Source organism: Paracoccus methylovorus (genome assembly GCF_016919705.1).
In the GTDB taxonomy this organism is placed as follows: Bacteria; Pseudomonadota; Alphaproteobacteria; order Rhodobacterales; family Rhodobacteraceae; genus Paracoccus; species Paracoccus methylovorus.
The window spans coordinates 64,562-87,616 of the sequence record NZ_CP070371.1 but is presented as its reverse complement, the minus strand read 5'-3'; the positions used below and the strand labels follow the sequence as shown (position 1 = coordinate 87,616).

Sequence of the window (23,055 nt, the reverse complement as noted above, 5' to 3'; positions counted from 1 at the left end):
AGTCCGAAAGCGCACCGCGCGCCATAGCAACGACGCGGGCCGCACCATGCGACGAACGGGAAGAAAATGCCAGAACTGCCAGAGGTCGAAACCGTCCGACGCGGCCTTCAGCCGCATCTTGAAGGGCGGGTCATCACCCGCGCCGAGGCCCGCCGCCCAGACCTGCGCTGGCCCTTACCGCCCGATCTGGTGCAGGTGCTGACCGGCGCGCGGGTGGTGGCGCTGCGCCGTCGCTCCAAATACATCCTCGCCGACCTGGAAGATCGGGGCAGCCTGCTTTTGCATCTGGGCATGTCGGGTCGGATGCTGATCGAGGGGGAATCGCAGGGGGAGTTTCATCGCGAGCCGGCCATCCTGCCGCGCCACGACCATGTGGTATTCTGGACCGATCAGGGGACACGCATCACCTTCAACGACGCGCGGCGATTCGGCATGGTCGATCTGGTGGCTCCGGGTGCGACGCATCCACTGCTGGCGCATCTGGGACCCGAACCCTTATCCGACGCCTTCACGCCAGAGGTGCTGTCGCGCGCATTCGCCGGGCGGCGCATGCCGGTCAAGGCGGCGCTGCTGGACCAGCGGATCGTTGCGGGGCTGGGCAATATCTATGTCTCGGAGGCACTACACCGCGCCGGAATCGACCCGCGGCGGCTGGCCGGGCAGATCGCGCCCGATGAGATCGCGGCACTGGTCGGCCATGTCCGCGATGTGTTGGAAGAGGCCATCGCGGCCGGCGGGTCGTCCCTGCGCGATCATCGGCAGGCGACCGGCGAGCTTGGGTATTTCCAGCACTCCTTTCGCGTCTATGGCCGAGAGGATGCCGCCTGCCCTACGCCGGGCTGTGCCGGAAGGGTCCAGCGCATCGTGCAATCCGGCCGGTCGAGCTATTTCTGTCCGCTTTGCCAGAAGTGAAGCGGCCGCTGGCCGCTGCCTCCGGCCGGGATATTTGGGCACGAAAGAAGCGGCGCTGGCCATGCAGTGACGCATTTGTTACGAGTCGCGGTCAACTTGCTTGCGAAAGGCGAAGAGTCGATGGCTTACCAGACCCTCACCGTCGAGATCGACGATTATGTGGCGCTGATCCGGCTGAACCGGCCCGAGGCGTTGAATGCGCTGAACTCGCAGTTGCTGGGCGAGCTGGGCGACGCGCTGGCCGATGCCGACAAGAACGAGAAGATCCGCTGCATCGTCCTGACCGGCAGCGAGAAAGCCTTTGCCGCTGGCGCCGACATCAAGGAAATGGCGACCAAAAGCTTTGTCGACGTCTATACCGACGACCTGTTCGGCGCGGAAATCGACCGCATCACCGCCACCCGCAAGCCGATCATCGCCGCCGTTGCGGGCTATGCGCTTGGCGGCGGTTGCGAGCTGGCCATGGCCTGCGACTTTATGCTGTGTGCCGACAATGCCAAATTCGGCCAACCCGAGATCAACCTGGGTGTCATGGCCGGGATCGGCGGCACCCAACGGTTGACCCGTTTCGTCGGCAAATCGAAGTCGATGGAAATGCATCTGACGGGCCGGTTCATGGATGCGGCCGAGGCAGAACGCTCGGGCCTTGTCAGCCGGGTGATCCCCGCAGCCAAGCTGATCCCCGAGGCGCTGGCGGCGGCCAAGCGGATTGCCGAGAAATCGCAAATCGCCATCATGGCCGCCAAGGAGGCGGTGAACCGCGCCTATGAAACCACGCTGCGCGAAGGGATCCTGTTCGAGCGCCGCAATTTCCATGCCTTATTTGCGACCGAGGATCAGAAAGAAGGAATGGCCGCCTTTCTGGAAAAGCGCGAGCCGCAGTTCCGCGACCGTTGATTTCGCGCTTGGCTTTCGGCGTGGACCTATGTATAGGGCCGGGCTTACATGCGCGTGGGCCCGCTTAAGGCAAGAATCGTATCTGTCCGCTTTTGGACGGGGCTATGGGCTTTGCGCAACCGAGACATGAAGAAGAGATAGGACCGCACCCATGGCCAATACGCCCCAGTCGAAAAAGCGCGCTCGCCAGATCGAGCGCCGCACCGCCGTCAACAAAGCCCGCCGCTCGCGTATCCGCACCTTCCTGCGCAGCGTCGAGGAAGCTATCGCCACCGGCAACGCCGAAGTCGCCAGCGAAGCCCTGAAGAACGCCCAACCCGAATTGATGCGCGGCGTGACCAAAGGCGTCATCCACAAGAACACCGCTGCCCGCAAGATGTCGCGGCTTTCCGCGCGGGTTAAGGCACTGGCCACCGCCTGAGTTGCTGCGGCATTTTCGCAACTGCCAGTAGAATTTGCCAAGGGCGCAGTCTATCCAGACGCGCCCTTTTGCATGAGGAAGCCCCGGTTTTCCCTTGGCTTTTCAGCGTTATTGGCACTGTCATCCCATTGTCGTCCATCTGCCAGATTCGATCCGGCAAAGTGACTGTCAAGCGAGAAGATCAGTTGCTGGCCGGCAGCAGTTCTTGCTAGCGTGTTTCCTGCGATTCACGTCGCGCCTGGGGGACATGCCCTGAACCGTCGGCTCTGCCGCCGACAGGCAGGGCGGCAGCAGGATCGGACAAGATCCGCTACCGACAATGCGCAAGCCGGCTGCCACCGGCCTGTGCTGCGTGTCTGCAAGTTTCGGCCGCACCACGGCCCGCAAGTCGCTTTGGCGGCCGGGGTCTTTTGTTGCCGAAACGTCATGAGTCCAGGTCGCGGCACCGAATCGCCACACGCCGGAAAATCCCGGCGGAATGCGGGACAAGAGACGGAACTGGGCGAGATGGAAAGACTTTGGGGGCAGGCGCGTGCGGAACTTCAGAAAATCGTCGGAGCCGACAGTTTCTCGACCTGGATCGAGCCCCTTCGCCTGACCGGCGTGCAGGATGGCACCGCCACGATCGCCTGTCCGACCCGATTCCTGTCCGACTGGGTGTCGCGTCATTACAGCGACGACATCGTCAAGGTGCTGGACCGCATGGGCGGACCCGTGCAGCGCCTGAGCTTTGAGACCCGCAGCCAGACTGCGCGCCAAGCAGCCGCCCCGGCCGTCAAGCGCCCTGCCCCGCGCCCGGCCAGCGAGGAAGAACTGGCCGCGCCCTTGGACAGCCGCTTTACCTTCGAGAATTTCGTCGTCGGCAAGCCGAACGAACTGGCCCATGCTGCGGCCCGCCGCGTGGCCGAGGGGGGGCCTGTCACTTTCAACCCGCTGTTCCTTTACGGCGGCGTGGGGCTGGGCAAGACCCACCTGATGCACGCCATCGCCCGCGAGCTTCAGATCCGCCAGCCCGAGGCACGGGTGCTCTACCTGTCTGCCGAGCAGTTCATGTACCGCTTCGTCCAGGCGCTGCGCGACCGGACCGTGATGGATTTCAAGGAATTGTTCCGCACCGTCTCGGTGCTGATGGTCGATGACGTGCAATTCATCGCGGGCAAGGATTCCACGCAAGAGGAATTCTTCCATACTTTCAATACGCTGGTCGATCAGGGCAAGCAAATCGTCATCTCGGCCGACCGCGCGCCGGGCGAGATCAAGGATATGGAAGAGCGTATCAAGTCGCGCCTGCAATGCGGCCTTGTCGTGGACCTTCACCCAACCGACTACGAGCTGCGCCTTGGCATCCTGCAAAGCAAGACCGACAGTTTCCGTACGCAATATCCCGGCCTGCAGATCGCGCCGGGCGTGCTGGAGTTTCTGGCCCATCGCATCACCTCGAATGTCCGCGTGCTGGAAGGCGCGCTGCAGCGGCTGTTTGCCTTTGCCAGCCTGATGGGGCGCGAGATCACGCTGGACATGACCCAGGAGTGCCTGGCCGATATCCTGCGCGCCAATGACCGCAAGGTCTCTATCGAAGAGATCCAGCGCAAGGTGGCGGAACATTACAACATCCGTCTGGCCGATATGATCGGGCCCAAGCGCGTGCGCATCGTCGCCCGGCCGCGGCAAATCGCCATGTATCTGGCCAAGCAGATGACCTCGCGCAGCCTGCCCGAGATCGGGCGCCGTTTCGGCGGGCGCGATCACACCACCATCATGCATGGGGTGAAAAAGATCGAGGAATTGCGCGGCTCGGACCGTAGTCTGGCCGAGGATATCGACCTGCTGCGCCGCCTTCTTGAAGCCTGAACGCATGTGCTTGACCTTGCGCGTGATTGTGCCACATTGGCGCCCCGCGCCGCAGGGTACGAGTTGAGGCCGGAACGACATAAGGGTTGACCATGAAATTCTCGATCGAACGCGCCGATCTGGTGAAAGCCGTATCTCAGGCCCAGTCCGTGGTCGAACGCCGCAACACCATTCCGATCCTTGCCAACGTGCTGATCGAGGCCACGCCTGAGGGTGTCAGCTTTCGCGCGACCGACCTCGACACCGAAATCGTGGATCGCGCGAACGCGCAGGTCGAGCGGCCCGGCGCCACCACCGTTTCTGCCGGGATGCTGAACGACATCGCGCGCAAGCTGCCCGACGGGTCGCTGGTGCAGCTTAGCCTTGACGCTGCGTCGGGGCGGTTGTCGGTGCAGGCCGGCCGGTCGAACTTCAACCTCGCCACGCTGCCGCGCGAGGATTTTCCGGTCATGTCGTCATCGGAATACAGCGCGAATTTCACCGCCCCTGCGGCCGTGCTGCGGCGGCTGTTCGACAAGTCGAAATTCGCCATCTCGAACGAAGAGACGCGCTATTACCTGAACGGCGTCTATATGCATGTCGCGCAATCCGAAGATGGGCCCAGCCTGCGCTGCGTGGCCACCGATGGCCACCGCCTGGCACGGATCGACGCAGCCCTGCCGCCGGGTGCCGAGGACATGCCCGGGGTGATCGTGCCGCGCAAAACCGTGGCCGAATTGCGCAAGCTTCTGGACGATGACGAGGCCGAGATCGCAGTTTCGGTCAGCGAGACGAAAGTGCGTTTCGCAACCCCCACCATCACCCTGACCTCCAAGGTGATCGACGGCACTTTCCCCGATTACAGCCGGGTGATTCCCTCGGGCAACACCCGTAAGCTCGAGGTCGATGCCGGCGATTTCGCCAAGGCAGTCGATCGGGTTGCGACCGTCAGCAGCGAGCGTTCGCGCGCCGTCAAGCTGGCGCTGGACGAAGATCGTCTGGTGCTGTCCGTGAACGCCCCCGACGCGGGCGCGGCAGACGAGGAACTGCCGGTGGCCTATGCCGACGAACCGCTGGAGATCGGCTTCAACGCCAAATACCTGCATGAGATCGCCAGCCAGATAGAACGCGAGAACGCCGTCTTCCTGTTCAATGGCTCGGGTGATGCGGCGCTGATCCGCGAGGGTGGCGACACGACCGCCGTCTATGTGGTCATGCCTATGCGCGTGTGACGCTGACACGCCTGCACCTGACCCAGTTTCGCAGCTGGTCCAGACTCGAGATCGAAGCCGACCGCCAACCCGTCGCCATCCATGGGCCGAACGGGGCCGGCAAGACCAATATCCTTGAAGCCATCTCGATGCTGTCGCCCGGCCGGGGCATGCGCGGCGCCGCCCCCGGCGATCAGGCCCGCAGAGGGCCGGAACTCGGCTGGCAGATCCGCGCCGAGATCGGCGCGCGCCACGTGCTGACCCGTGCCCTGCCCGGCCAGCCGCGCGAGGTGATGATCGACGACAAGCCCTCGACACAGCTTGCACTGGGCCGGCTGATGCGGGTGATTTGGCTGACCCCGGCGATGGATCGGCTGTGGACCGACGCGCCGGAGCAGCGGCGGCGGTTTCTTGACCGCGTGACGCTGAGCTTTATCCCCGGCCATGCCGAGGATGCGCTGGGTTATGAAAAGGCCATGCGCGAACGCAACCGCCTGCTGCGGGACGAGGAGCGCGACGCCGGCTGGTATCGCGCACTGGAGGCGCAGATGGCGGATATGGGCGCGGCGCTGACCCGCAACCGCCTTGACGCCATTGCCCGGATCACCGCGGCGCAAGACGGGGCCGAAACCGCCTTTCCCTCGGCCGGCCTGACGCTGTTGCCGGGCGAGGGCTTTTCCGACGATCCCGACCCGGAAAGTATCGCGACCCGTCTGGCCGAGGGGCGCGGCCGCGATATGGCGGCAGGCCGCACGCTGACCGGACCGCATCGCGCCGATCTTGGCGCGCATTGGGGACCGCAGGCGATGCCCGCTGCGCTCAGCTCGACCGGCGAGCAAAAGGCGTTGCTGTTGTCGCTGATCCTCGCCAACGCCCGGGCGCTGGTCGAGGAACGCCCGGTGCTGCTGCTGGACGAGGTCGCGGCTCATCTGGACGCCGACCGCCGTGCGGCGCTTTATGACGAGATCTGCGCACTCAGCGCGCAGGTCTGGCTGACAGGCACCGGGCCGGAGTTGTTCGAGGCATTGCGCGGGCGGGCGCAGTTCGTCGCGGTCGCGCGCGAGGGCGATACCTCGCGCCGCAGCACGATGGGTATTTGAACAACAGAGAAGCACCTGTCGGGCGGGCGCTTTGGCATGGGCAAGCTAGACCAGCAGGTCCACAAGTTCGAATCGGGTCACATCGACGATGCCCAGGTCCGAGATTCGCAGTTCCGGTATCACCACCAGCGCCAGCAGAGAGTGCTGCATATAGGCGTTATTCAACATGCAGCCGCAATCCTGCATCGCCTTGACGATGCCTTGCGCCGCCTCGGCCACCTCTTCGGCCGGAAGATCGGACATCAGGCCGGCGATGGGCAGGGCCACCGTCGCCAGCTCCTCTGCGTCACGGAACACGGTGACGCCGCCGCCGATCGCCCCCAGATGATTGGCCGCAGCAGCCATGCTGTCACGGTCGGTCCCGACGACGATCATGTGATGGCTGTCATGCGCCACTGTCGAGGCCACCGCCACCCGGCCCCGATAACCAAAGCCCGACACAAAGCCGTTCACCACCCCACCCGTGCCGCGATGCCGCTCGACCAGCGCGATATGGCAAATGTCGTCCCGCCCCTCGATCACACCGTCCCGGATCGGCAGGTCGGCGGTCAGCGCCTTGGTCGGGGCCTGATTCTCGACCACACCGATCACCCACACCTTTGCGCTGTCGCCCCTGCTTTCGCCCGTGGCGCGCGCGGCAAAATCCTTGCCGGACAGCACCCGGCCCAGACACACCGAACTGCGCGCCGTTTCGGGCCAGTCGATACGCGGGCAATCGACCAGCAGCCGGCCCTGTTCGGCCACCAGCCGCCCTTGGGCAATCACCGTCTCGACAGGCAGCGCCCTGAGGTCCGAGGACAGGATTACATCCGCCCGCCGCCCCGGGGTAATGCTGCCCAGTTCGCGCTCCAGCCCGAAATGGCTGGCGGCATTGATCGTCGCCATCTGGATCGCGACCAGTGGATCACAACCGCAGTCGATGGCGTGGCGCACCACGCGGTTCATATGCCCGTCGTGGACCAGCGTGCCGGAATGGCTGTCGTCGGTGCAAAGAATGAAGAAGCGCGGATCGAGGCCCTTTTCGGTAATGGCGGTGATCTGACTGGCCACATCATACCAGGCCGAGCCCAGGCGCATCATGCAGCCCATGCCCTGCCGCACGCGGGCGATACCCTGCGCCTCGGTCGTGGTCTCGTGATCGTCCGCGGCACCGCCTGCGACATAGGCATGAAAGGGCCGGCCCAGATCAGGGCTGGCATAATGGCCGCCAACGGTCTTGCCCGCCGCCCGGGTTGCGGCGATCTCGGCCAGCATCTGCCGATCACCCGCCGCAACGCCGGGAAAGTTCATCATCTCGCCCAGCCCGACGATTCCTTCCCAGCCCATGGCCTGCGCCACCTCGCCCTCGGTAATCGGCTGGCCGGTCGTCTCCAACCCCGGGGCCGAGGGCGCGCAACTGGGCATCTGGGTGAACATGCTGATCGGTTGCAGCAGCGATTCGTCGCGCATCAGCCGCACGCCTTCAAGGCCAAGCACATTGGCGATCTCGTGTGGGTCGTGAAAGATCGTCGTGGTGCCGTGCGGGATGACGGCAGCAGCAAAACCGGCGGGCGTCAGCATCCCCGATTCGACATGCATATGCGCGTCGATCAGGCCGGGAACCATAAAGCGGCCCTCGGCTTCAATCACCTGCGTCTCCGGCCCGATGGATGGCCCTGCATCGGGACCGACATAGGCCACGCGGCCATCGGCTACGGCAATGTCGATACCGGCGATGACCTCGCGCGTGTGGACGTTGACCCATTGCCCGTCCCGGATCACCAGATCGGCCGGCGCACGCCCCGCTGCCACCTCGACCAGACGCGCCTGCGAAAGGGTCCACGATCTCAACATGCCTGTCTCCTTGTTCATGACCCCCAGATTGCGGCAGGGTGACGCGAAAGGAAAGGCGGCGCGATGGAATGGAGCGGCGAGGCCAGCGTGATGACCCTGCACCGGCACGGCGAAAATGCCGTGATCCTGTCCGTGCTGTCGCGCGAGGCGGGGCTGATCCGTGGCCTTGTGCCGGGCGGCGCCAGCGCCAGACGCGCGGCCATGCTGCAACCGGGCAACCGGCTCAGCCTGCGTTGGCGCGCACGGCTGGAGGATCAACTGGGCACATTCGCCGTCGAGCCGGCGCGGGCGCGGCCGGGTCTGATCGCGGGGGCGGATGCGCTGGCAGGGGTGAATGCCGTCACCTCGCTGCTGCTTTTCGCCCTGCCCGAGCGTGATCCGCACCCCCGCCTTGCCGATGCGACCGAGATACTGCTGGACCTGATGGACGCGGGGGCCGATTGGGCCGAAGCCTATCTGCATTGGGAAATGCGACTGCTGGATGAGCTGGGCTTCGGTCTTGATCTGGAAAGCTGCGCCGTAACGGGCATGCGCGAAGGCTTGGCCTATGTCAGCCCGCGCACGGGCCGGGCAGTCAGCGCGCAGGCCGCAGGGGATTGGGCGCCAAGGTTGCTGCCCCTGCCCGCAATGCTGGGCGGGCGCAGCAATGGCGGGATCGAGGAAGCGCTGGCCCTGACCGGCCACTTTCTGCAATCCCGACTTGCCGAAACGCATGTAGGCAAGCCCCTGCCTCCCGCCCGCGCACGGCTGGTGGCGCGGCTTACTGCGTCACGGCCCGCCAGCGGATAGTGACATCCGGGCCGGTCATGATCAGTTCCTCGCCCTCGCGCTTTGCCTCTCGCGCTGCGCCGAGCGCCTGGAAAAAGGCATGCTCGCCACCCTCTTGCAGGCAGGCGCGGCGGGTCGTGGCCAAGGCGCTAAGATCCAGCGCTGGCAGCGTGGCGCGGTTCTGGCCGGTAAACATGTTGCAAGGCCCCTGCCCGAAAACCGCCCCATCCTCGGCAATCCGCAGCGTAGGCTGGCCCAAGACCTCGACCCCTTCCACGGCGATCAACTCGTAATCGCCGGGAATCGGGGCCGCAGCCTCGGAATCCGGCGTGCAGGCAGCCAGCACCAGCGGCAGAATCAGCAGGTATTTACGCATCTTTCGCTCCTTGCCGGCCGGGCACCGCGCGGGCACCCGTCGGCCCGATCCCTATTTGCGATAGCCCGGCTCAAAGGTCAGGTAGGTCGGACCCTGGATCGTCAGCACACCACCTTCATAAGTAATGCCGTTGGCGGCCGAGAGAGCCTCGAAAAAGCGCGTTTCCAGCCGGCCGGCGTTGCCGGCGCAGGCCATCCTGGAGGTCGTCAGCGGTCCCAGCGCGAAAGCTGGCGGCTCGGCCGTCTGCTTGGCCGAATAGTGGTTGCAGGGGCCCTGCCCTGAAACCGAGCCGTCCGCCTCGATCGTCATGCCGACGTTGCGCTGCGGCACAGTGTCGGAACCGATGCCAACCAGCACATAGGGGCCGGTCGGGACGTTGCTGCCCGGTGTGTTGCCAGAGGTCGGTTCGCAGGCAGCAAGGGCAAGCGTGGCGGCGATTGCCGCGGAAATCATCGGGATGCGGGTCATTGGCAGCTCCGTTATGTTCTATTGCCGCCATAATGCCTTAACGGCCCCCGCTGTCCAGCCGGGGCCGGAATTTCATCCTAGTCCAGTAGCCTGCGTGCAATAACCTGCGCCTGAATCTCGGCCGCACCTTCAAAGATGTTCAGGATGCGCGCGTCGCACAGCACGCGGCTGATGGTATATTCCAGCGCGAAACCGTTGCCGCCGTGGATCTGCAAGGCATTGTCGGCCGCGGCCCAGGCGACACGGGCACCCAGCAGCTTCGCCATGCCGGCCTCCAGATCGCAGCGCCTGCCGTGATCCTTTTCCCAGGCGCTGAAATAGGTCAGTTGCCGGGCGATCATGATCTCGACCGCCATCATGGCCAGCTTGTCGGCGACACGGGGGAATTCGATCAGCGACTTGCCGAACTGCTTGCGGTCAATGGCATATTGCATGCCGATCTCGGCCGCCGATTGCGCCACGCCGACCGCGCGGGCGGCGGTCTGGATGCGCGCCGATTCAAAGGTTTCCATCAACTGCTTGAAGCCACGGCCGGGTTCGCCGCCCAACAGGTTCTCGCCCTTGACGCGAAAGCCGTCAAAACCAAGCTCGTATTCCTTCATGCCGCGATAGCCCAGCACCTCGATCTCGCCGCCGGTCATGCCGGGGGTCGGAAAGGGATTGTCGTCGGTGCCCGGCGTTTTTTCGGCCAGGAACATCGACAGGCCCCGCCAATCGGTGGTCTCGGGATCGGTGCGGGCCAACAGCGTCATGACATGGGTGCGCTGCGCATGGGTGATCCAGGTCTTGTTGCCGGTCACGACCCAATCGTCGCCATCGCGGACGGCCCGCGTGCGCAGGCTACCAAGGTCCGAGCCGGTGTTCGGCTCGGTGAATACCGCCGTGGACAGGATCTGACCCGAGGCAAGGCCGGGCAGCCATTTCGCCTTCTGTTCCTCGGTGCCGCCGCACAGGATCAATTCGGCCGCGATCTCGCTGCGGGTACCAAGGCTGCCCACGCCGATATAGCCGCGCGACAGCTCCTCGGTCACAACGGCCATCGAAGCTTTCGATAGGCCCAATCCGCCATATTCCTCGGGGATGGTCAGGCCAAAGACGCCAAGCTCGGCCAGTTCTTCGATGATCTCCATCGGGATCAACTGATCCTTCAGGTGCCATTCATGCGCATTGGGGATGACGCGTTCGTCGGCATAACGGCGGAACTGATCGCGGATCATCTCCAGATCCTCGTCCAGCCCGGTGGCGCCAAAGGTCGCCCGGCCATGATTGTCCTGCATCAGCCGCGCCAGTTCAGCCCGCGCAGGTGCGGTATTGCCACCCATCAGCCTGCCCGCGGCCTCGCCCGGTTGCCAATCCAGACCCAAATCCGAAAGCCGGGCAAATTCCGTCTGGCTCATCGGGATACCGCCCGCGATCTGGGCCAGGTATTCGCCAAGTCCGATTTGCAGGATCAGCGCCTCGGTACGGCCCAGCGAACCTGCCTCGGACAACCGCGCCGCCCAGCCGGTCAGTTGGCGCATCGATTCGACATAGGTCGCCAGCCACGACAGGGCATGCGCCGCATGTTGATGTTGTTCCAGCAGTATCGCTTGCGGCTTGCCGGTTGGGGCCACCAGCGTGCGCAATGCCTCGGTCGCGCTGGATTGCAGGGATTCGAGTTCGGGCAGCGCCTCGGCTGCAAGCCCAAGCAAGACAGAGGGCGTATCGGCTGGCATCGCGGGCATGTCCTTCATGGCAGAATCCTTGTGCGGCGTTGCAGCATGACTAGCGTCTTTGCATTTGCAGCGCAACTATCATGCGCATATGCGCCGTGTAGCGAACTAAAATGTCCTTGTGCTGGCAGCGCGTGCTTGGCCTGTTTCAGTGTTTGCTGTCCGGGTTGGCTACGACTGACAGAAACACTAATATTACGGTTCAGGGAAACCTCGCCGTCTCAGACTGATGACGCAACCTGTCCAGCGTCGGAGAGACTCGAGAGTCCATACGGAAGAAAAGAATGAATCAGTTGACCTCCCTGCGCCCTCAGCTTGAACTCGATGGCGTCGTTCGCAGGTTCGGCAGCGTTATGGCGCTCAACGACATTTCGCTTTGCGTGGCACGGGGGGAGCTGATCTGTCTGGCCGGCCATTCCGGCTGTGGCAAGTCGACGCTCTTGCGTGTCATCGCCGGTATCGAGATGCCGGATCGGGGACGCGTTTTTCTTGATGGGCACGAAATATCCGGGCCGAACAGCTATGTAGAGCCGGAAGAACGCAATATCGGCTTCATGTTCCAGGACTATGCCCTGTTCCCGCATCTGAGCGTGACGGACAATATCCTGTTTGGCCTGAAACGCCTTGAGCGCAAAGCCGCGCGGGCGCGGTGCCATGAGATCATCGACCGGCTCGGCCTGGGACACCTTGCCCGGCGGTTTCCGCACATGCTTTCGGGGGGCGAGCAGCAGCGGGTGGCACTGGCGCGGGCATTGGCGCCGCAACCGCAGATTCTGCTGATGGACGAGCCGTTCTCGAATCTCGACCGTGGACTGCGCGATGGTATCCGCTCGGAGACGATTTCTCTGCTGCGCGAGTTGGGCACGACCGTCATCATGGTGACGCATGATCCCGAAGAGGCCCTGTCCTCGGGTGACCGTGTGGTGCTGATGCGGTCGGGTGAAATCGTACAGGAAGGTTCGGGGGGTGACCTCTACGACCGGCCGGCTGATGCCTATACGGCCGAGTTCTTTTCGACCTTCAATAAAGTCCAGGGCGCGTGCTGGAATGGTTTTCTGGAAACTCCTCTCGGACGTTTCAAAGCCCCCGGTTTTGCCGATGGCCATATCGCGACCCTTTATGTGCGGCCCCAATGCCTGCGCGTCAATTGTGATACACTTGGGGTGGATTGCACGGTCGTGGACTGCGCCCTGATGGGTGAGATCGAGCAGATCCGCGTCTCTGTCGCCGCACTTGCAGAACCTCTGAAAATTCGTTCAACCGAACGACTGCGTCTGCGTTCGGGGGATATGGCACGCATTTCCGTGCCTCCCGAGCAGGTCTTTGTTTTCTGAAAACGCAGGCCGCGGGGCGATAACCTTCCCCAGCAAGGATATTGTCTTTCCAGACGGCCGCAGTGGAATTGCGCAAATACTTTACTGCTACAGTCAACTATGCTTATCCTTGGTCGGCAGGTCGCAAAACCCACTATTTCACTCATGTTTCAAGGAGCGTCATGGCAATGGAATCCACGAAGTTTACCGGAATTATGCTCAGTTCGACGCTGGCCCTTCTTGCGGGCACACAAGGTGTCCTCGCAGAGGAGCTCAACCTTTACACGACCCGCGAACCTGGACTGATCCAGCCGCTGATCGACGCCTTCACGCAGTCGACAGGCGTTACGGTCAACACCATTTTCCTGCAGGACGGGATCGCCGAGCGCGTCATCGCGGAGGGTGACAAATCGCCTGCCGACGTGCTGATGACGGTCGATGCCGGGGTTCTGGTCGATCTGGTCGAAAAGGGACTGACGCAGAGCATCGAATCCGAGGCTCTTACCAGCGTAATTCCCGCAACATTGCGAGACGACGAAGGCCATTGGTTCGCCCTCTCGATGCGGGCCCGTGCGGTTTATGCGGCCACAGACCTGGACCTGACCGAGATCACCTATGAGCAACTCGCCGATCCCGAATGGAAAGGCCGGGTCTGCATTCGGTCCGGCCTGCATCCCTATAACGTCGCGCTGACCGGCTCGTTCATCGCACATCATGGTGAGGAAGCGGCCAAGGAATGGCTGACCGGCCTGAAGGCCAACCTCGCCCGTCCGGCAGCGGGCGGAGATCGCGACGTGGCACGCGACATCATGGGCGACCTCTGCGACATCGGCGTCGCCAATTCCTATTACGTCGGCCTGATGCGCAGCGGTGCCGGCGGCCCCGAGCAGGAAGAATGGGCCAAGGGAATCCGGATGATCCTGCCGACCTTCGAGAACGGCGGCACGCAGGTCAACATCACCGGCGCGGCCGTCGCCCGACACGCGCCCAACAAGGATCAGGCGGTCCGCTTCCTGGAATATCTGGTTTCGGACGAGGCGCAGGCGATCTATGCCCAAGCGAACTTCGAGTATCCGGTCAATGCGAACGCCACCGTCGATCCGTTGATCGCGGAATATGGCGCTTTGACCCCGGACACGATCGATATCGTGGAGGGCGTAAAGTTCCGCGCTGCCGCCAGCCAGATGGCTGAGCAGGTCGGCTTCGACAACTGACCACGGAGTTATCGGCGACGGTCTCTCAAGGCTGTCGCCCGCTCCGCTTTATTCATGAAAACTGCCGAAACGAACCCGATGAACTTCATGCCATGGCGCCGTTCCGGGGCGGGATGGCGTCTGGGCGCGGTGCTTATCGCGGTGCTGGTCTGCCTGCCCGTGGTGTCTCTTGTCCTGATCGCATTCCAGGGCAGCGCCGGCCTTTGGCCACACATGCTTGCAAACGTATTGCCGACGGCACTGAAGAACACGATCATTTTGCTTGCCGGAGTGGGCATACTGGTGACGTTGATCGGCACCACGACGGCTTGGATGGTGACCGCCTACGACTTTCCGGGGCGGCGCATTTTCGAATGGGCGCTGCTGCTGCCGCTGGCGGTTCCCACCTATATCATCGCCTATGCCTATCTCGACATTCTCCATCCCGTCGGAGCGGTGCAGGGTGCCTTGCGAGGACTTCTGGGCTATTCCAGCCCGCGCGAGTTTCGCCTGCCCGACATCCGTTCGATGTGGGGCTGCATCATTCTTTTGGGGTTGGTGCTCTATCCTTACGTCTACCTGACCACGCGGGCGATGTTCCTGACGCAGGCGGCAAATCTGGTGGAGGTTTCCCGCACCCTTGGCGCACGCCGCCAAAGCGTATTCCGGCAGGTGGCGTTTCCGCTCGCCCGGCCAGCGATCGCGGTTGGCACCAGCCTTGCATTGATGGAGACGTTGAACGACATCGGAGCCTCGCAGTTTCTGGGCGTCAGGACACTGACGCCATCGATCTACTCGGCCTGGGTAAACCGGTCGGACCTGCCGGGGGCCGCACAAATCGCGCTTGCCATGCTGGTGATCGTGGTCCTGCTGGTGCTTTTCGAACGCCACGCACGCCGCAACCAGCGCTACGCCACGGCAGCGCAGAGGCCCCGCGTCATGTCTCCTGCCCGATTGAGCGGATGGCGCGCGGCAAGCGCGTTCAGCCTGTGCCTCTTTCCGATCACTCTCGGCTTTATCGTCCCGGCAATTCATCTGTGCCGCGAGGCCTGGAAGCGCATCAGTTTTGCCGGCATCTCACCACGGATCTGGACCGAGATCGTCAACACCGTCGCGGTCTCGGCGATTGCCACCCTGCTCGTGCTATTGTGCGGTCTGGTGCTTGCCAATGCCGCCAGAAGCTATCCCGGCCGGCTGACATCCCTTGCAGCCCGCGCCTCGACGCTGGGCTACGCGGTCCCGGGGACGGTTCTGGCCATCGGGCTGCTTTATCCCGTCGGCCTGTTCGACCGCTTCTGGGCCAGCGGAGTCGAGCGGCTGACCGGCAATGCGCCGGGCCTTTTGCTGCTGGGATCAGGGGCCGCCTTGGTGCTGGCCTATTCCTCGCGGTTCATGGCGATCTCTACCGGAGGAATCGAGGCCGGGTTCAGCCGCATCCCGCCCTCGCTGGATCATGCGGCCCGGATGCTGGGCCGGACCTCCACGGGCGTATTCCGAAGCGTGCACCTGCCCCTGTCGAAAACCGCCATCGCCTCGGCGGGCCTGCTGGTTTTCGTGGATTGCATGAAGGAATTGCCGGCGACATTGCTATTGCGACCGCTGAATTTCGAGACCTTGGCGACCCATCTTTATGGCGAGGCCGCCAGAGGCACCTATGAGGAAGCCGCGATTGCCGCACTTCTGATCGTGCTGATCGGTATCTTGCCGGTCGTCGTGCTTTCGCGGCTGGGACGGGTCAAGGCGTGACCAAGCCCGCGATCAAGGGGCAGCGCGCAAGATCGAGGAGAAATGCAAGGCGATTGAGGCTTGTTTCCCAAGCCCCCGGAATATCCGCACCCTGGCCCACCAAAGAGCCGGTGGGCGATACCCCGGCCGCTCAGCCCTGCTGCCACTCCGGCACGACCGATTGGGCGATGCTGTGGTCCAGCATCTCGAAGGCATTGAGACCGATCACCTCGTAAAGCTCGGCGCGGGTCTGCATCTGCGGAATCATCGCGGTCGCCGCGCCATCACGGGCCAGCGCCGCATAAAGCCGCTCCTGCGCCTTGTTGGCGACCCGCAGCGACGAAACCGGCCAGATCACCATGTCATAGCCCAGATCCTCGAACTCTTGCGCGGTCAGGGCGGGGGTTCTGCCGAACTCGGTCATGTTTGCCAGCAGCTTCACGCCGGGCAGCCGGGCACGGATTTCCCTGAACATCTCAATGCTGGTCAGCGCTTCGGGGAAGATCGCATCCGCCCCTGCCTCGATATAAAGCTTTGCACGAGCGACCGCGCCATCGATCCCCTCGGATGCCGCAGCATCCGTGCGGGCGATGATAACCAGATCGCGGCGTGCGCGGGCGGCGGCGGCCACCTTGGCGGCCATGTCCCGCGCGTTCGCAAGCTTTTTGTCGTTCAGATGGCCGCATTTCTTGGGCAAAAGCTGATCTTCCAGATGCACGGCGCCGGCCCCGGCCTCTTCAAAGGTGCGGACCATGTGCATGACGTTCAGCGCCTCGCCATAGCCGGTGTCGCCATCGACCAGCAAAGGCAGGCCCGACGCCCGCGCGATCTGGCGGATGAAAAACGCCACCTCGTCCACGGTGATGATGCCCAGATCGGGCAGGCCCATCGAGGCGGTCATCGCGGCGCCCGAAAGGTAAAGCGCATCAAAGCCGGCGGCCTTGGCCTGCAATGCGGCCTGACCGTTATGGGCGCCGGGCAGGCGCAGGATGTCGGGACGCGAAAGCGCCGCGCGAAAGCGCTGTCCCGCCGGGGCTTTCGGCAGATCGTTTGCGATCAGATAGGGCATGTCAGGCCTCCAGTTGCGGCGCGGCCAGCAGGCCCCGCTGTTCTATGGGGGTAAAGGCGCGGTTGTCCGGCCCGATGTAATTGGCCGAAGGACGGATGATCTTGTTGTCCTGCCGCTGCTCGACCACATGCGCGCCCCATCCGCTGGTGCGCGAGATGACGAAGATCGGCGTGAACATGGCGGTCGGTACGCCCAGCAGGTGATAAGACACTGCCGAATACCAGTCGAGGTTCGGGAACATCCGCTTCTCGTCCATCATCACCGTCTCGATCCGCGCGGCGATGTCGAACATCCGGGTCGATCCGGCAGCATCCGAAAGCTGTTTTGCCACCCGCTTGATCACCGCATTGCGCGGATCGGCAATGGTATAGACCGGGTGGCCGAAGCCGATGATGACCTCTTTCGCGGCCATCCGGGCACGAATATCGGCCTCGGCTTCATCAGGGTCGGCGTAGCGTTTCTGGATTTCGAATGCGACTTCGTTCGCACCGCCGTGTTTCGGTCCGCGCAGCGCACCGATGGCGCCGGCGATGGCGGAATAGACATCCGAGCCGGTGCCCGCGATGGTGCGCGCGGTAAAGGTCGAGGCATTGAACTCGTGCTCGGCGTAAAGGTTCAGCGTGGTATGCATCGCCCGCACCTCGGCCGCACTGGGGGCCATATCGTGCAGCAGGTGCAGGAAATGGCCTGCCACGGTATCGTCCTGGGTCTCGACCTCGATGCGGCGGCCGTTCTGTGCGTAGTGATGCCAATAGAGCAGCATTGACCCTTGCGCGGCGATCAGCCGGTCGATGATGTCACGCGCGCCGGGGATATTGTGGTCATGAGCCTCGGGCAGCACGCAGCCCAGCGCCGACACGCCCGAGCGCAGCACATCCATCGGATGCGCGGCGGCAGGGATCGCCTCCAGCGTCTCGCGCACCGCTTTCGGCAGGCCTCGCAGGGCCTTGAGTTTCGCCTTGTAGGCGCGCAGTTCCGGGGCGGTCGGCAGGCTGCCGTGGACCAGCAGATGCGCAACCTCCTCGAATTCGCAGGCCTCCGCCAGATCAAGGATGTCAAAGCCCCGGTAATGCAGGTCATTGCCGGACTGACCGACGCTGCACAGCGCCGTATTGCCCGCAACCACCCCGGAAAGCGCCACGGATTTCTTCGGTTTCACGACGGAACCGCTCATCTCTCCCTCCTCATTTCCAGTCAAAGATTCCGCTGGGACGGGCCGCACCAAGGCGATCTGCCCCGACGGTGAAGTTGAGCGCGCCCAGATCCCCCGCCTTCAGCGTGGTAAGCGCCTGCGCGGCATCAAGAAAGCGCTGCTGCTCGGCGCCCGCGACGATCCCGTCCGAGAGCGTCAGGAATTTGCGGACATAGTTCTCGCGCACGAAGGGACGCGCGCCATCGGGATGGGCGTCGGCCAGCGCAAGTTCGTCGGTGAGGATGCGACCATCCTTGAGTCTTACCTCGACGCGGCCGCCGAAGGCCTTTTCCTTCGGATCGCGGGCGTGATAGCGGCGCGTCCATTCCGCATCCTCAAGGGTCGAGATCTTGTGCCACAACGCCACGGTTTCCGGGCGGCCCGCACGTTCGGGGGCATAGGATTTCTCATGGTGCCAGCCACCGTCCTCCAGCGCGACCGCGAAGATATACATGATGGAATGATCCAGCGTTTCGCGCGACGCTTTCGGGTCCATCTTCTGCGGGTCGTTGGCACCTGTGCCGATCACGTAATGGGTGTGATGGCTGGTATGGATCACGATGCTGTCAATCTGGCGAAGGTCGCCGATCTGCGGTCCCATCTTGCGGGCAAGGTCAATCAGCGCCTGGCTTTGATATTCCGCCGAATGCTCCTTGGTATAGGTGTCCAGAATGGCACGCTTGGCCTCGCCCTTTTCGGGCAGCAGCACCTGATAGCGGGCGTTCGGACCCGACAGCAGGAAGGCGATGAAACCATCCTCGCCTTCCCATGCCGGGCTGGGTGCGCCTTCGCCGCGCATCACACGATCCACCGCCTCGATCGCCATCTTGCCGGCGAAGGCAGGGGCAAAGGCCTTCCAGCTTGAGATTTCGCCCTTCCGCGACTGACGGGTGGTGGTGGTCACATGCAGCGCCTGCTGCACGGCCTGATAGATCACCTCGGCAGGGAGGTTCAGCAGCGTGCCGATACCGCCCGCCGCCGCGGGACCCAAATGGGCAATATGATCGATCTTGTGCTCGTGCAGGCAGATCCCGCGCACCAGATTCACCTGAATTTCATAGCCGGTCGCAAGGCCACGGATCAGGTCGGCACCCGATTGGCCGGTGTGCTGCGCGACAGCAAGGATCGGCGGGATGTTGTCGCCGGGATGCGAATAATCCGCCGCCAGAAAGGTGTCGTGAAAATCAAGTTCCCGCACCGCGGTGCCGTTCGCCCAGGCCGCCCATTCGGGCGAGACGCGGGTCTGGCCATCAAGGCCGAAGACCGTAGCGCCGGATGCCATCGGATGGCACAGAGCCTGCGCCCGCGCCGAAGCCACCGGGCGCCGCGCGACCGAGGCCGCCGCCACGGCTGCATTGTCAATGATCCGGTTAATGATCATCTCGGTCACGGCGGGTTCAACCGCCACCGGATCGGCCGCGACCTGGGCGATCTTCCACGCCAGTTGATCTTCGCGCGGCAGGGATTCAGCGGATTTATAGGTCCGCACGTCATGGGTGATCATTGCTGATGTCCTTCGTTGCAACTGTCTTGGCCGGGGTGCGGGCGATGGGCTGCGGACGACCATCCGCATCCACCGCCACCATTTCGAATTGTCCTGTCAGTGCCGCGCGGGCAGGCGCATTGCCCATCGGGCTGACGGTGCCGGTCACCTCGACCGTCATGGAGCTGCGCCCGGTGCGGGTGACGCGGGCGGTCAGTTCCAGCATGTCGCCCACCCTGATCGGGGTGGTGAAATCCACCCGTTCCGAGCGGGCCATCACCACCGCCGCCCCCGCATGCCGGGTGGCCGCGACGAAGGCCGCCTTTGCCAGCAACGACAGCGCATTGCCGCCGAACAGCGTCCCGTAATGGTTCGCCGCGTCGGGAAAGATCATCTCGATCATTCGAATGTCAGGGGCTGCAGGCATGGAGGTGGAGACCTTTGCAGGATTTGCCCGACCACCTTTTCACAACGAATAACCAAGGATAAAGCACTGAAAATGCGATGAATTGCAAAGGGATTCCGTGCCAATTGCAAATGTTGCAAAGGTTGACCGATCCGCCTGCGCCTCCTCTCCGCCTTATCCGGGTCGCCCAGCAGTTTCACCGCGAGACGATAACGGCCCTTGCAGAGGATCACGCGGCACAGCAACTTGCGGCCCATGTTCGGCCTTGATCCATTCCACTTCTGGACCGCCATCGCGGTCACGCTTTTCTCTGGCTTCGTGAAAGGCGCCATCGGCTTTGCCATGCCGATGATCATGCTGGCGGCGCTGGGGTCCTTTCTGCCCGCGCAACAGGCGCTGGCGGCGGTGATCCTGCCGGTGCTGGTCACCAATATCCGCCAGGCTTTGCGTCAGGGCTGGAGACCCGCGTTCCAGGCGACATGGGATTGGCGCTGGCATGTCGGCATGGTGGTGCTGTTCATCCCGGTCAGCGCCTTTTTCGCCACGCGCGTCCCGCAATGGCTGATGTATGCGCTGATCGGCCTGCCCATCACGCTTTTCGCACTATGGCAGATCATGGGCCGCAGCATGGCCCTGCCCGTGCACCATCGCCGCCGGATGGAGATCGCGACCGGCGTGATCGGCGGCCTGATCGGTGGCATATCGGGCATCTGGGGACCGCCGCTTCTGGTCATGCTTTTGTCCCTGCATGTACCCAAGGACGAACAGATGCGGGTGCAGGGCGTGGTGTTCTTTATCGGCGCGGCGGTGCTGACGCTTTCGCATATTCACTCGGGGCTGTTGAACGCCCAGACATTGCCGTTTTCCGCAATTCTAGTGCTCCCGGCACTGGTCGGAATGGGGTTGGGCTATCTGGCGCATGACCGGCTGAATGTGGCGCAGTTCCGGCGCTGGACGCTGGTCCTGCTGGTGGTGACCGGTGCCAACCTGCTGCGCCGCGCGCTGGAGCTTGCAGCCCCGCCGGTGTAACCACAAGCCAATAGCGAAAGGCCCGTCATGACCCTGATCCCCGACCCCGCCCAACTGACTGCAAGATTGATCCGCTGCCCCTCGGTCACACCCGACGAAGGCGGCGCGCTGATCCTGCTGGAACAGGTGCTGGGTTCGGCTGGTTTCGAATGCCACCGCGTGGACCGCGAGGGTGTGCCGAACCTGTTCGCGCGCTGGGGGGCCAGGGGCGTCAGGACCTTTGGCTTCAACGGCCATACCGATGTGGTGCCGCCCGGCGATCCGGCAAGCTGGACGCATCCGCCTTTTTCGGGGCACGAGGCCGACGGCTGGATCTGGGGCCGGGGCGCCACCGACATGAAATCCGGCGTCGCGGCCTTTGTCGCCGCCGCCATCGGCTTTGTGACCGAAACCCCGCCCCCCGACGGCGCGGTGGTCCTGACCATCACCGGCGACGAAGAGGGGCCGGGCAAGCATGGCACCCGCGCCCTGCTGGACTGGATGGCGGCGCGGGACGAGCGGATGGACGTCTGCATCGTCGGCGAACCATCGAACCCCGACCGCATGGGCGAGATGATCAAGATCGGCCGCCGCGGCTCGATGACCTTGCAGGTCGAGGCGCATGGCATTCAGGGCCATGCCGCCTATCCGCATCGCGCCCGCAACCCCGTCCATGCGCTGCTGCGGCTGCTGCACGAGTTGACAGCCCAGCCGCTGGACGAAGGGACCGCGCATTTCGACCCATCGGGGCTGCAGGTGACGACGGTGGATTGCGACAACCCGGCCTCGAACGTGATCCCCGAACGGGTGCGGGCCACGATCAACATCCGCTTCAACGATGCGCATACACCGGATAGCCTCGACCGCATGATCCGGGCGCGGGCGGCAGCGATCTCGGCCGAAACCAAGGTGGATTTCGCCATCTCGACCGATGTGTCCGGTGAAAGCTTTCTGACGAAACCCGGCCCCTTCGTCGATCTGGTCGCCGGCGTGGTGCGCGAGGAAACCGGGCTTGATCCCGTGCTCTCCACCTCGGGCGGCACTTCGGACGCGCGTTTCGTCAAGGATCACTGCCCGGTGCTTGAATTCGGGCTGGTGGGACATTTCATGCATCAGGTGGATGAGCGCGTGCCAGCCGATCAGGTCCGCCAGCTTGCCCGCATCTATCGCCGCATCTTGGAGCGTTACTTCGCATGATCGAAAAGACCACCGACCTTGCGACCTGCCGTGCGATCCGGCGCGAGGTCTTCATCGTAGAGCAATCCGTTCCCGAGGCCGAGGAATGGGACGGCCGCGACAGCACGGCGATCCATCTGCTGGCGCGCGACAAGGGCGGCCGGCCCATCGGTACCGCCCGCATCCTGATCGAGGGTGCGACCGGCAAGATCGGTCGCGTCGCCGTCCTGAAACCCGCACGCGGCACCGGTGCCGGCGCTGCATTGATCCGCGCCGCGTTGGACGAATTGCGCACCATCCGGGGCATCTCGCGCGCCAAACTGGGGGCCCAGACCCACGCCATCGGCTTTTACGAAAAGCTGGGCTTCACCGCATTTGGGCCGGAATATGACGATGCAGGCATCCCGCACAGGGACATGACGCAGGATCTGGGATGATCCGCCCCGAGCTGGCCGAAAAGCTGCGCCCCTGGGCCGAGACCGGCAGCGCGCTGGTCGCCACCGCCTTCGGGTTATGGGTGTTTTCGCTGGGCGGCTGGATCCTTTGGCCCATCGGGGCGGCGATTGCGGGGGCCTCGGCGCTTTGGGCCTTGGACGCGCGGCGCCGGATGCGGTTCCGTCACGATACGCTGGGACCCGGCATGGTCGAGCTGGACGAGGGTGCAATCCGCTATCTTTCCCCGAACCGGCTTTTGGGCGGAGAGATCGCGCTGCGCGAGTTGAACGAGATCCGGTTGATGCGCCTGAACGGCCGCCGTCACTGGCGGCTGAAAAGCGTTGACGCGCAGGCGCTGCTGATACCCATCGATGCCGCCGGGGCCGAGCGTCTTGCCGACGCCTTCGCTGCTCTGCCGGGGATCGAGATGGGGCGGCTCGCCTCGGCACTGGCCCCGGATGCACCCACGATCCAAACCGTTTGGACGAGGCCCGCGCGCGCCCGCTTGACTTGACGCGCCTTGCTTG

General features: G+C 64.0%; 22 protein-coding genes. 14 read left to right on the top strand and 8 right to left on the bottom strand.

The genetic code is table 11. The annotated features are described in order from the left end of the window. The first annotated feature begins 66 nt into the window (after positions 1-66). The 6 genes from mutM to recF all read left to right on the top strand — a co-directional run bounded on the left by mutM (position 67) and on the right by recF (position 6,371). The gene (gene mutM / locus JWJ88_RS13565; RefSeq protein ID WP_205296323.1) at positions 67-912 is read left to right on the top strand and encodes a bifunctional DNA-formamidopyrimidine glycosylase/DNA-(apurinic or apyrimidinic site) lyase; all 846 of its coding nucleotides are present in this window, start codon (positions 67-69) and stop codon (positions 910-912) included. Positions 913-1,032: 120 nt separating this feature from the next. Further along, positions 1,033-1,809, top strand: coding sequence for an enoyl-CoA hydratase (locus JWJ88_RS13560; RefSeq protein WP_205296322.1), 777 nt, complete (start codon positions 1,033-1,035; stop codon positions 1,807-1,809). A gap of 151 nt (positions 1,810-1,960) precedes the next feature. Then, the gene (gene rpsT / locus JWJ88_RS13555) at positions 1,961-2,230 is read left to right on the top strand and encodes a 30S ribosomal protein S20 (protein WP_205296321.1); all 270 of its coding nucleotides are present in this window, start codon (positions 1,961-1,963) and stop codon (positions 2,228-2,230) included. A 507-nt stretch (positions 2,231-2,737) separates the two neighbouring features. Next, positions 2,738-4,081 (top strand): chromosomal replication initiator protein DnaA, encoded by a 1,344-nt coding sequence (dnaA, locus tag JWJ88_RS13550; protein WP_240200319.1) that lies wholly within the window; start codon positions 2,738-2,740, stop codon positions 4,079-4,081. A 92-nt stretch (positions 4,082-4,173) separates the two neighbouring features. After that, the gene (gene dnaN, locus JWJ88_RS13545; protein ID WP_205296319.1) at positions 4,174-5,292 is read left to right on the top strand and encodes a DNA polymerase III subunit beta; all 1,119 of its coding nucleotides are present in this window, start codon (positions 4,174-4,176) and stop codon (positions 5,290-5,292) included. After that, positions 5,289-6,371: a DNA replication/repair protein RecF gene (gene recF, locus JWJ88_RS13540; RefSeq protein ID WP_205296318.1), complete on the top strand. Its 1,083-nt coding sequence runs from the start codon at positions 5,289-5,291 to the stop codon at positions 6,369-6,371. The genes dnaN and recF overlap by 4 nt, the downstream gene beginning before the upstream one ends. Before the next feature lie 45 nt (positions 6,372-6,416). On the opposite strand, the gene ade is transcribed toward recF, so the two are convergent. Beyond that, positions 6,417-8,204, bottom strand: a complete 1,788-nt coding sequence (gene ade / locus JWJ88_RS13535; RefSeq protein WP_240200318.1) for an adenine deaminase — start codon at positions 8,202-8,204, stop codon at positions 6,417-6,419. 63 nt (positions 8,205-8,267) lie between these two features. Between ade and recO the strand changes: the two genes are divergently transcribed. After that, entirely contained in the window at positions 8,268-8,993 is a 726-nt protein-coding gene (gene recO / locus JWJ88_RS13530; RefSeq protein ID WP_205296316.1) for a DNA repair protein RecO, read from the top strand. Here recO and JWJ88_RS13525 read toward each other — a convergent pair. The 3 genes from JWJ88_RS13525 to JWJ88_RS13515 all read right to left on the bottom strand — a co-directional run bounded on the left by JWJ88_RS13525 (position 8,965) and on the right by JWJ88_RS13515 (position 11,549). Then, positions 8,965-9,348 (bottom strand): META domain-containing protein, encoded by a 384-nt coding sequence (locus tag JWJ88_RS13525; protein ID WP_205296315.1) that lies wholly within the window; start codon positions 9,346-9,348, stop codon positions 8,965-8,967. The genes recO and JWJ88_RS13525 overlap by 29 nt on opposite strands. A gap of 51 nt (positions 9,349-9,399) precedes the next feature. Further along, on the bottom strand, positions 9,400-9,816 hold the full coding sequence (locus tag JWJ88_RS13520; RefSeq protein WP_205296314.1) for an META domain-containing protein: 417 nt from the start codon (positions 9,814-9,816) through the stop codon (positions 9,400-9,402). A 77-nt stretch (positions 9,817-9,893) separates the two neighbouring features. Then, complete coding sequence (locus tag JWJ88_RS13515) at positions 9,894-11,549, bottom strand: acyl-CoA dehydrogenase family protein (protein WP_205296313.1); 1,656 nt, start codon at positions 11,547-11,549, stop codon at positions 9,894-9,896. Between the two features lie 263 nt (positions 11,550-11,812). Here JWJ88_RS13515 and JWJ88_RS13510 point away from each other — a divergent pair, with 263 nt between their 5' ends. The 3 genes from JWJ88_RS13510 to JWJ88_RS13500 all read left to right on the top strand — a co-directional run bounded on the left by JWJ88_RS13510 (position 11,813) and on the right by JWJ88_RS13500 (position 15,780). Beyond that, positions 11,813-12,862 (top strand): ABC transporter ATP-binding protein, encoded by a 1,050-nt coding sequence (locus tag JWJ88_RS13510; protein ID WP_240200317.1) that lies wholly within the window; start codon positions 11,813-11,815, stop codon positions 12,860-12,862. Between the two features lie 161 nt (positions 12,863-13,023). Further along, positions 13,024-14,055: an extracellular solute-binding protein gene (locus JWJ88_RS13505; RefSeq protein WP_240200316.1), complete on the top strand. Its 1,032-nt coding sequence runs from the start codon at positions 13,024-13,026 to the stop codon at positions 14,053-14,055. Positions 14,056-14,109: 54 nt separating this feature from the next. Next, positions 14,110-15,780 carry an ABC transporter permease gene (locus tag JWJ88_RS13500; RefSeq protein ID WP_205296312.1) on the top strand — a complete coding sequence of 557 codons (1,671 nt, stop codon included), beginning with the start codon at positions 14,110-14,112 and terminating at the stop codon, positions 15,778-15,780. Between the two features lie 130 nt (positions 15,781-15,910). Here JWJ88_RS13500 and prpB read toward each other — a convergent pair whose 3' ends face one another. From prpB to JWJ88_RS13480, 4 genes are read right to left on the bottom strand one after another with little or no spacing between them, the layout of a single operon-like run. Continuing rightward, positions 15,911-16,828 carry a methylisocitrate lyase gene (gene prpB / locus JWJ88_RS13495; protein WP_205296311.1) on the bottom strand — a complete coding sequence of 306 codons (918 nt, stop codon included), beginning with the start codon at positions 16,826-16,828 and terminating at the stop codon, positions 15,911-15,913. Between the two features lies 1 nt (position 16,829). After that, on the bottom strand, positions 16,830-18,002 hold the full coding sequence (gene prpC / locus JWJ88_RS13490) for a bifunctional 2-methylcitrate synthase/citrate synthase (protein ID WP_205296310.1): 1,173 nt from the start codon (positions 18,000-18,002) through the stop codon (positions 16,830-16,832). A gap of 10 nt (positions 18,003-18,012) precedes the next feature. After that, positions 18,013-19,524: an MmgE/PrpD family protein gene (locus JWJ88_RS13485; protein ID WP_205296309.1), complete on the bottom strand. Its 1,512-nt coding sequence runs from the start codon at positions 19,522-19,524 to the stop codon at positions 18,013-18,015. Next, positions 19,511-19,930, bottom strand: a complete 420-nt coding sequence (locus JWJ88_RS13480; protein WP_205296308.1) for an acyl-CoA thioesterase — start codon at positions 19,928-19,930, stop codon at positions 19,511-19,513. The genes JWJ88_RS13485 and JWJ88_RS13480 overlap by 14 nt, the downstream gene beginning before the upstream one ends. 234 nt (positions 19,931-20,164) lie before the next feature. Here JWJ88_RS13480 and JWJ88_RS13475 point away from each other — a divergent pair, with 234 nt between their 5' ends. The 4 genes from JWJ88_RS13475 to JWJ88_RS13460 are packed head-to-tail and all read left to right on the top strand — an operon-like array spanning position 20,165 to position 23,042. Beyond that, positions 20,165-20,938 (top strand): sulfite exporter TauE/SafE family protein, encoded by a 774-nt coding sequence (locus JWJ88_RS13475; protein ID WP_205296307.1) that lies wholly within the window; start codon positions 20,165-20,167, stop codon positions 20,936-20,938. 27 nt (positions 20,939-20,965) lie between these two features. Continuing rightward, positions 20,966-22,114 carry a succinyl-diaminopimelate desuccinylase gene (gene dapE, locus JWJ88_RS13470; RefSeq protein ID WP_205296306.1) on the top strand — a complete coding sequence of 383 codons (1,149 nt, stop codon included), beginning with the start codon at positions 20,966-20,968 and terminating at the stop codon, positions 22,112-22,114. Continuing rightward, positions 22,111-22,530, top strand: coding sequence for a GNAT family N-acetyltransferase (locus tag JWJ88_RS13465; RefSeq protein ID WP_205296305.1), 420 nt, complete (start codon positions 22,111-22,113; stop codon positions 22,528-22,530). The genes dapE and JWJ88_RS13465 overlap by 4 nt, the downstream gene beginning before the upstream one ends. Further along, positions 22,527-23,042: a hypothetical protein gene (locus tag JWJ88_RS13460; protein ID WP_205296304.1), complete on the top strand. Its 516-nt coding sequence runs from the start codon at positions 22,527-22,529 to the stop codon at positions 23,040-23,042. The genes JWJ88_RS13465 and JWJ88_RS13460 overlap by 4 nt, the downstream gene beginning before the upstream one ends. Positions 23,043-23,055 lie beyond the last annotated feature (13 nt).

Excerpts from the sequence above, each read along its gene's own strand:
- dnaN (WP_205296319.1), top strand. The coding sequence starts at position 4,174 with ATGAAATTCTCGATCGAACGCGCCGATCTGGTGAAAGCCGTATCTCAG.
- JWJ88_RS13525 (WP_205296315.1), bottom strand. The coding sequence starts at position 9,348 with ATGCGTAAATACCTGCTGATTCTGCCGCTGGTGCTGGCTGCCTGCACG.
- prpB (WP_205296311.1), bottom strand. The coding sequence starts at position 16,828 with ATGCCCTATCTGATCGCAAACGATCTGCCGAAAGCCCCGGCGGGACAG.
- JWJ88_RS13520 (WP_205296314.1), bottom strand. The coding sequence starts at position 9,816 with ATGACCCGCATCCCGATGATTTCCGCGGCAATCGCCGCCACGCTTGCC.
- JWJ88_RS13515 (WP_205296313.1), bottom strand. The coding sequence starts at position 11,549 with ATGAAGGACATGCCCGCGATGCCAGCCGATACGCCCTCTGTCTTGCTT.
- dapE (WP_205296306.1), top strand. The coding sequence starts at position 20,966 with ATGACCCTGATCCCCGACCCCGCCCAACTGACTGCAAGATTGATCCGC.
- ade (WP_240200318.1), bottom strand. The coding sequence starts at position 8,204 with ATGTTGAGATCGTGGACCCTTTCGCAGGCGCGTCTGGTCGAGGTGGCA.
- JWJ88_RS13505 (WP_240200316.1), top strand. The coding sequence starts at position 13,024 with ATGGCAATGGAATCCACGAAGTTTACCGGAATTATGCTCAGTTCGACG.
- mutM (WP_205296323.1), top strand. The coding sequence starts at position 67 with ATGCCAGAACTGCCAGAGGTCGAAACCGTCCGACGCGGCCTTCAGCCG.
- JWJ88_RS13460 (WP_205296304.1), top strand. The coding sequence starts at position 22,527 with ATGATCCGCCCCGAGCTGGCCGAAAAGCTGCGCCCCTGGGCCGAGACC.
- JWJ88_RS13485 (WP_205296309.1), bottom strand. The coding sequence starts at position 19,524 with ATGATCACCCATGACGTGCGGACCTATAAATCCGCTGAATCCCTGCCG.
- rpsT (WP_205296321.1), top strand. The coding sequence starts at position 1,961 with ATGGCCAATACGCCCCAGTCGAAAAAGCGCGCTCGCCAGATCGAGCGC.
- dnaA (WP_240200319.1), top strand. The coding sequence starts at position 2,738 with ATGGAAAGACTTTGGGGGCAGGCGCGTGCGGAACTTCAGAAAATCGTC.
- JWJ88_RS13475 (WP_205296307.1), top strand. The coding sequence starts at position 20,165 with ATGTTCGGCCTTGATCCATTCCACTTCTGGACCGCCATCGCGGTCACG.
- JWJ88_RS13510 (WP_240200317.1), top strand. The coding sequence starts at position 11,813 with ATGAATCAGTTGACCTCCCTGCGCCCTCAGCTTGAACTCGATGGCGTC.
- JWJ88_RS13465 (WP_205296305.1), top strand. The coding sequence starts at position 22,111 with ATGATCGAAAAGACCACCGACCTTGCGACCTGCCGTGCGATCCGGCGC.
- JWJ88_RS13480 (WP_205296308.1), bottom strand. The coding sequence starts at position 19,930 with ATGCCTGCAGCCCCTGACATTCGAATGATCGAGATGATCTTTCCCGAC.
- JWJ88_RS13500 (WP_205296312.1), top strand. The coding sequence starts at position 14,110 with ATGAAAACTGCCGAAACGAACCCGATGAACTTCATGCCATGGCGCCGT.
- recO (WP_205296316.1), top strand. The coding sequence starts at position 8,268 with ATGGAATGGAGCGGCGAGGCCAGCGTGATGACCCTGCACCGGCACGGC.
- JWJ88_RS13560 (WP_205296322.1), top strand. The coding sequence starts at position 1,033 with ATGGCTTACCAGACCCTCACCGTCGAGATCGACGATTATGTGGCGCTG.
- prpC (WP_205296310.1), bottom strand. The coding sequence starts at position 18,002 with ATGAGCGGTTCCGTCGTGAAACCGAAGAAATCCGTGGCGCTTTCCGGG.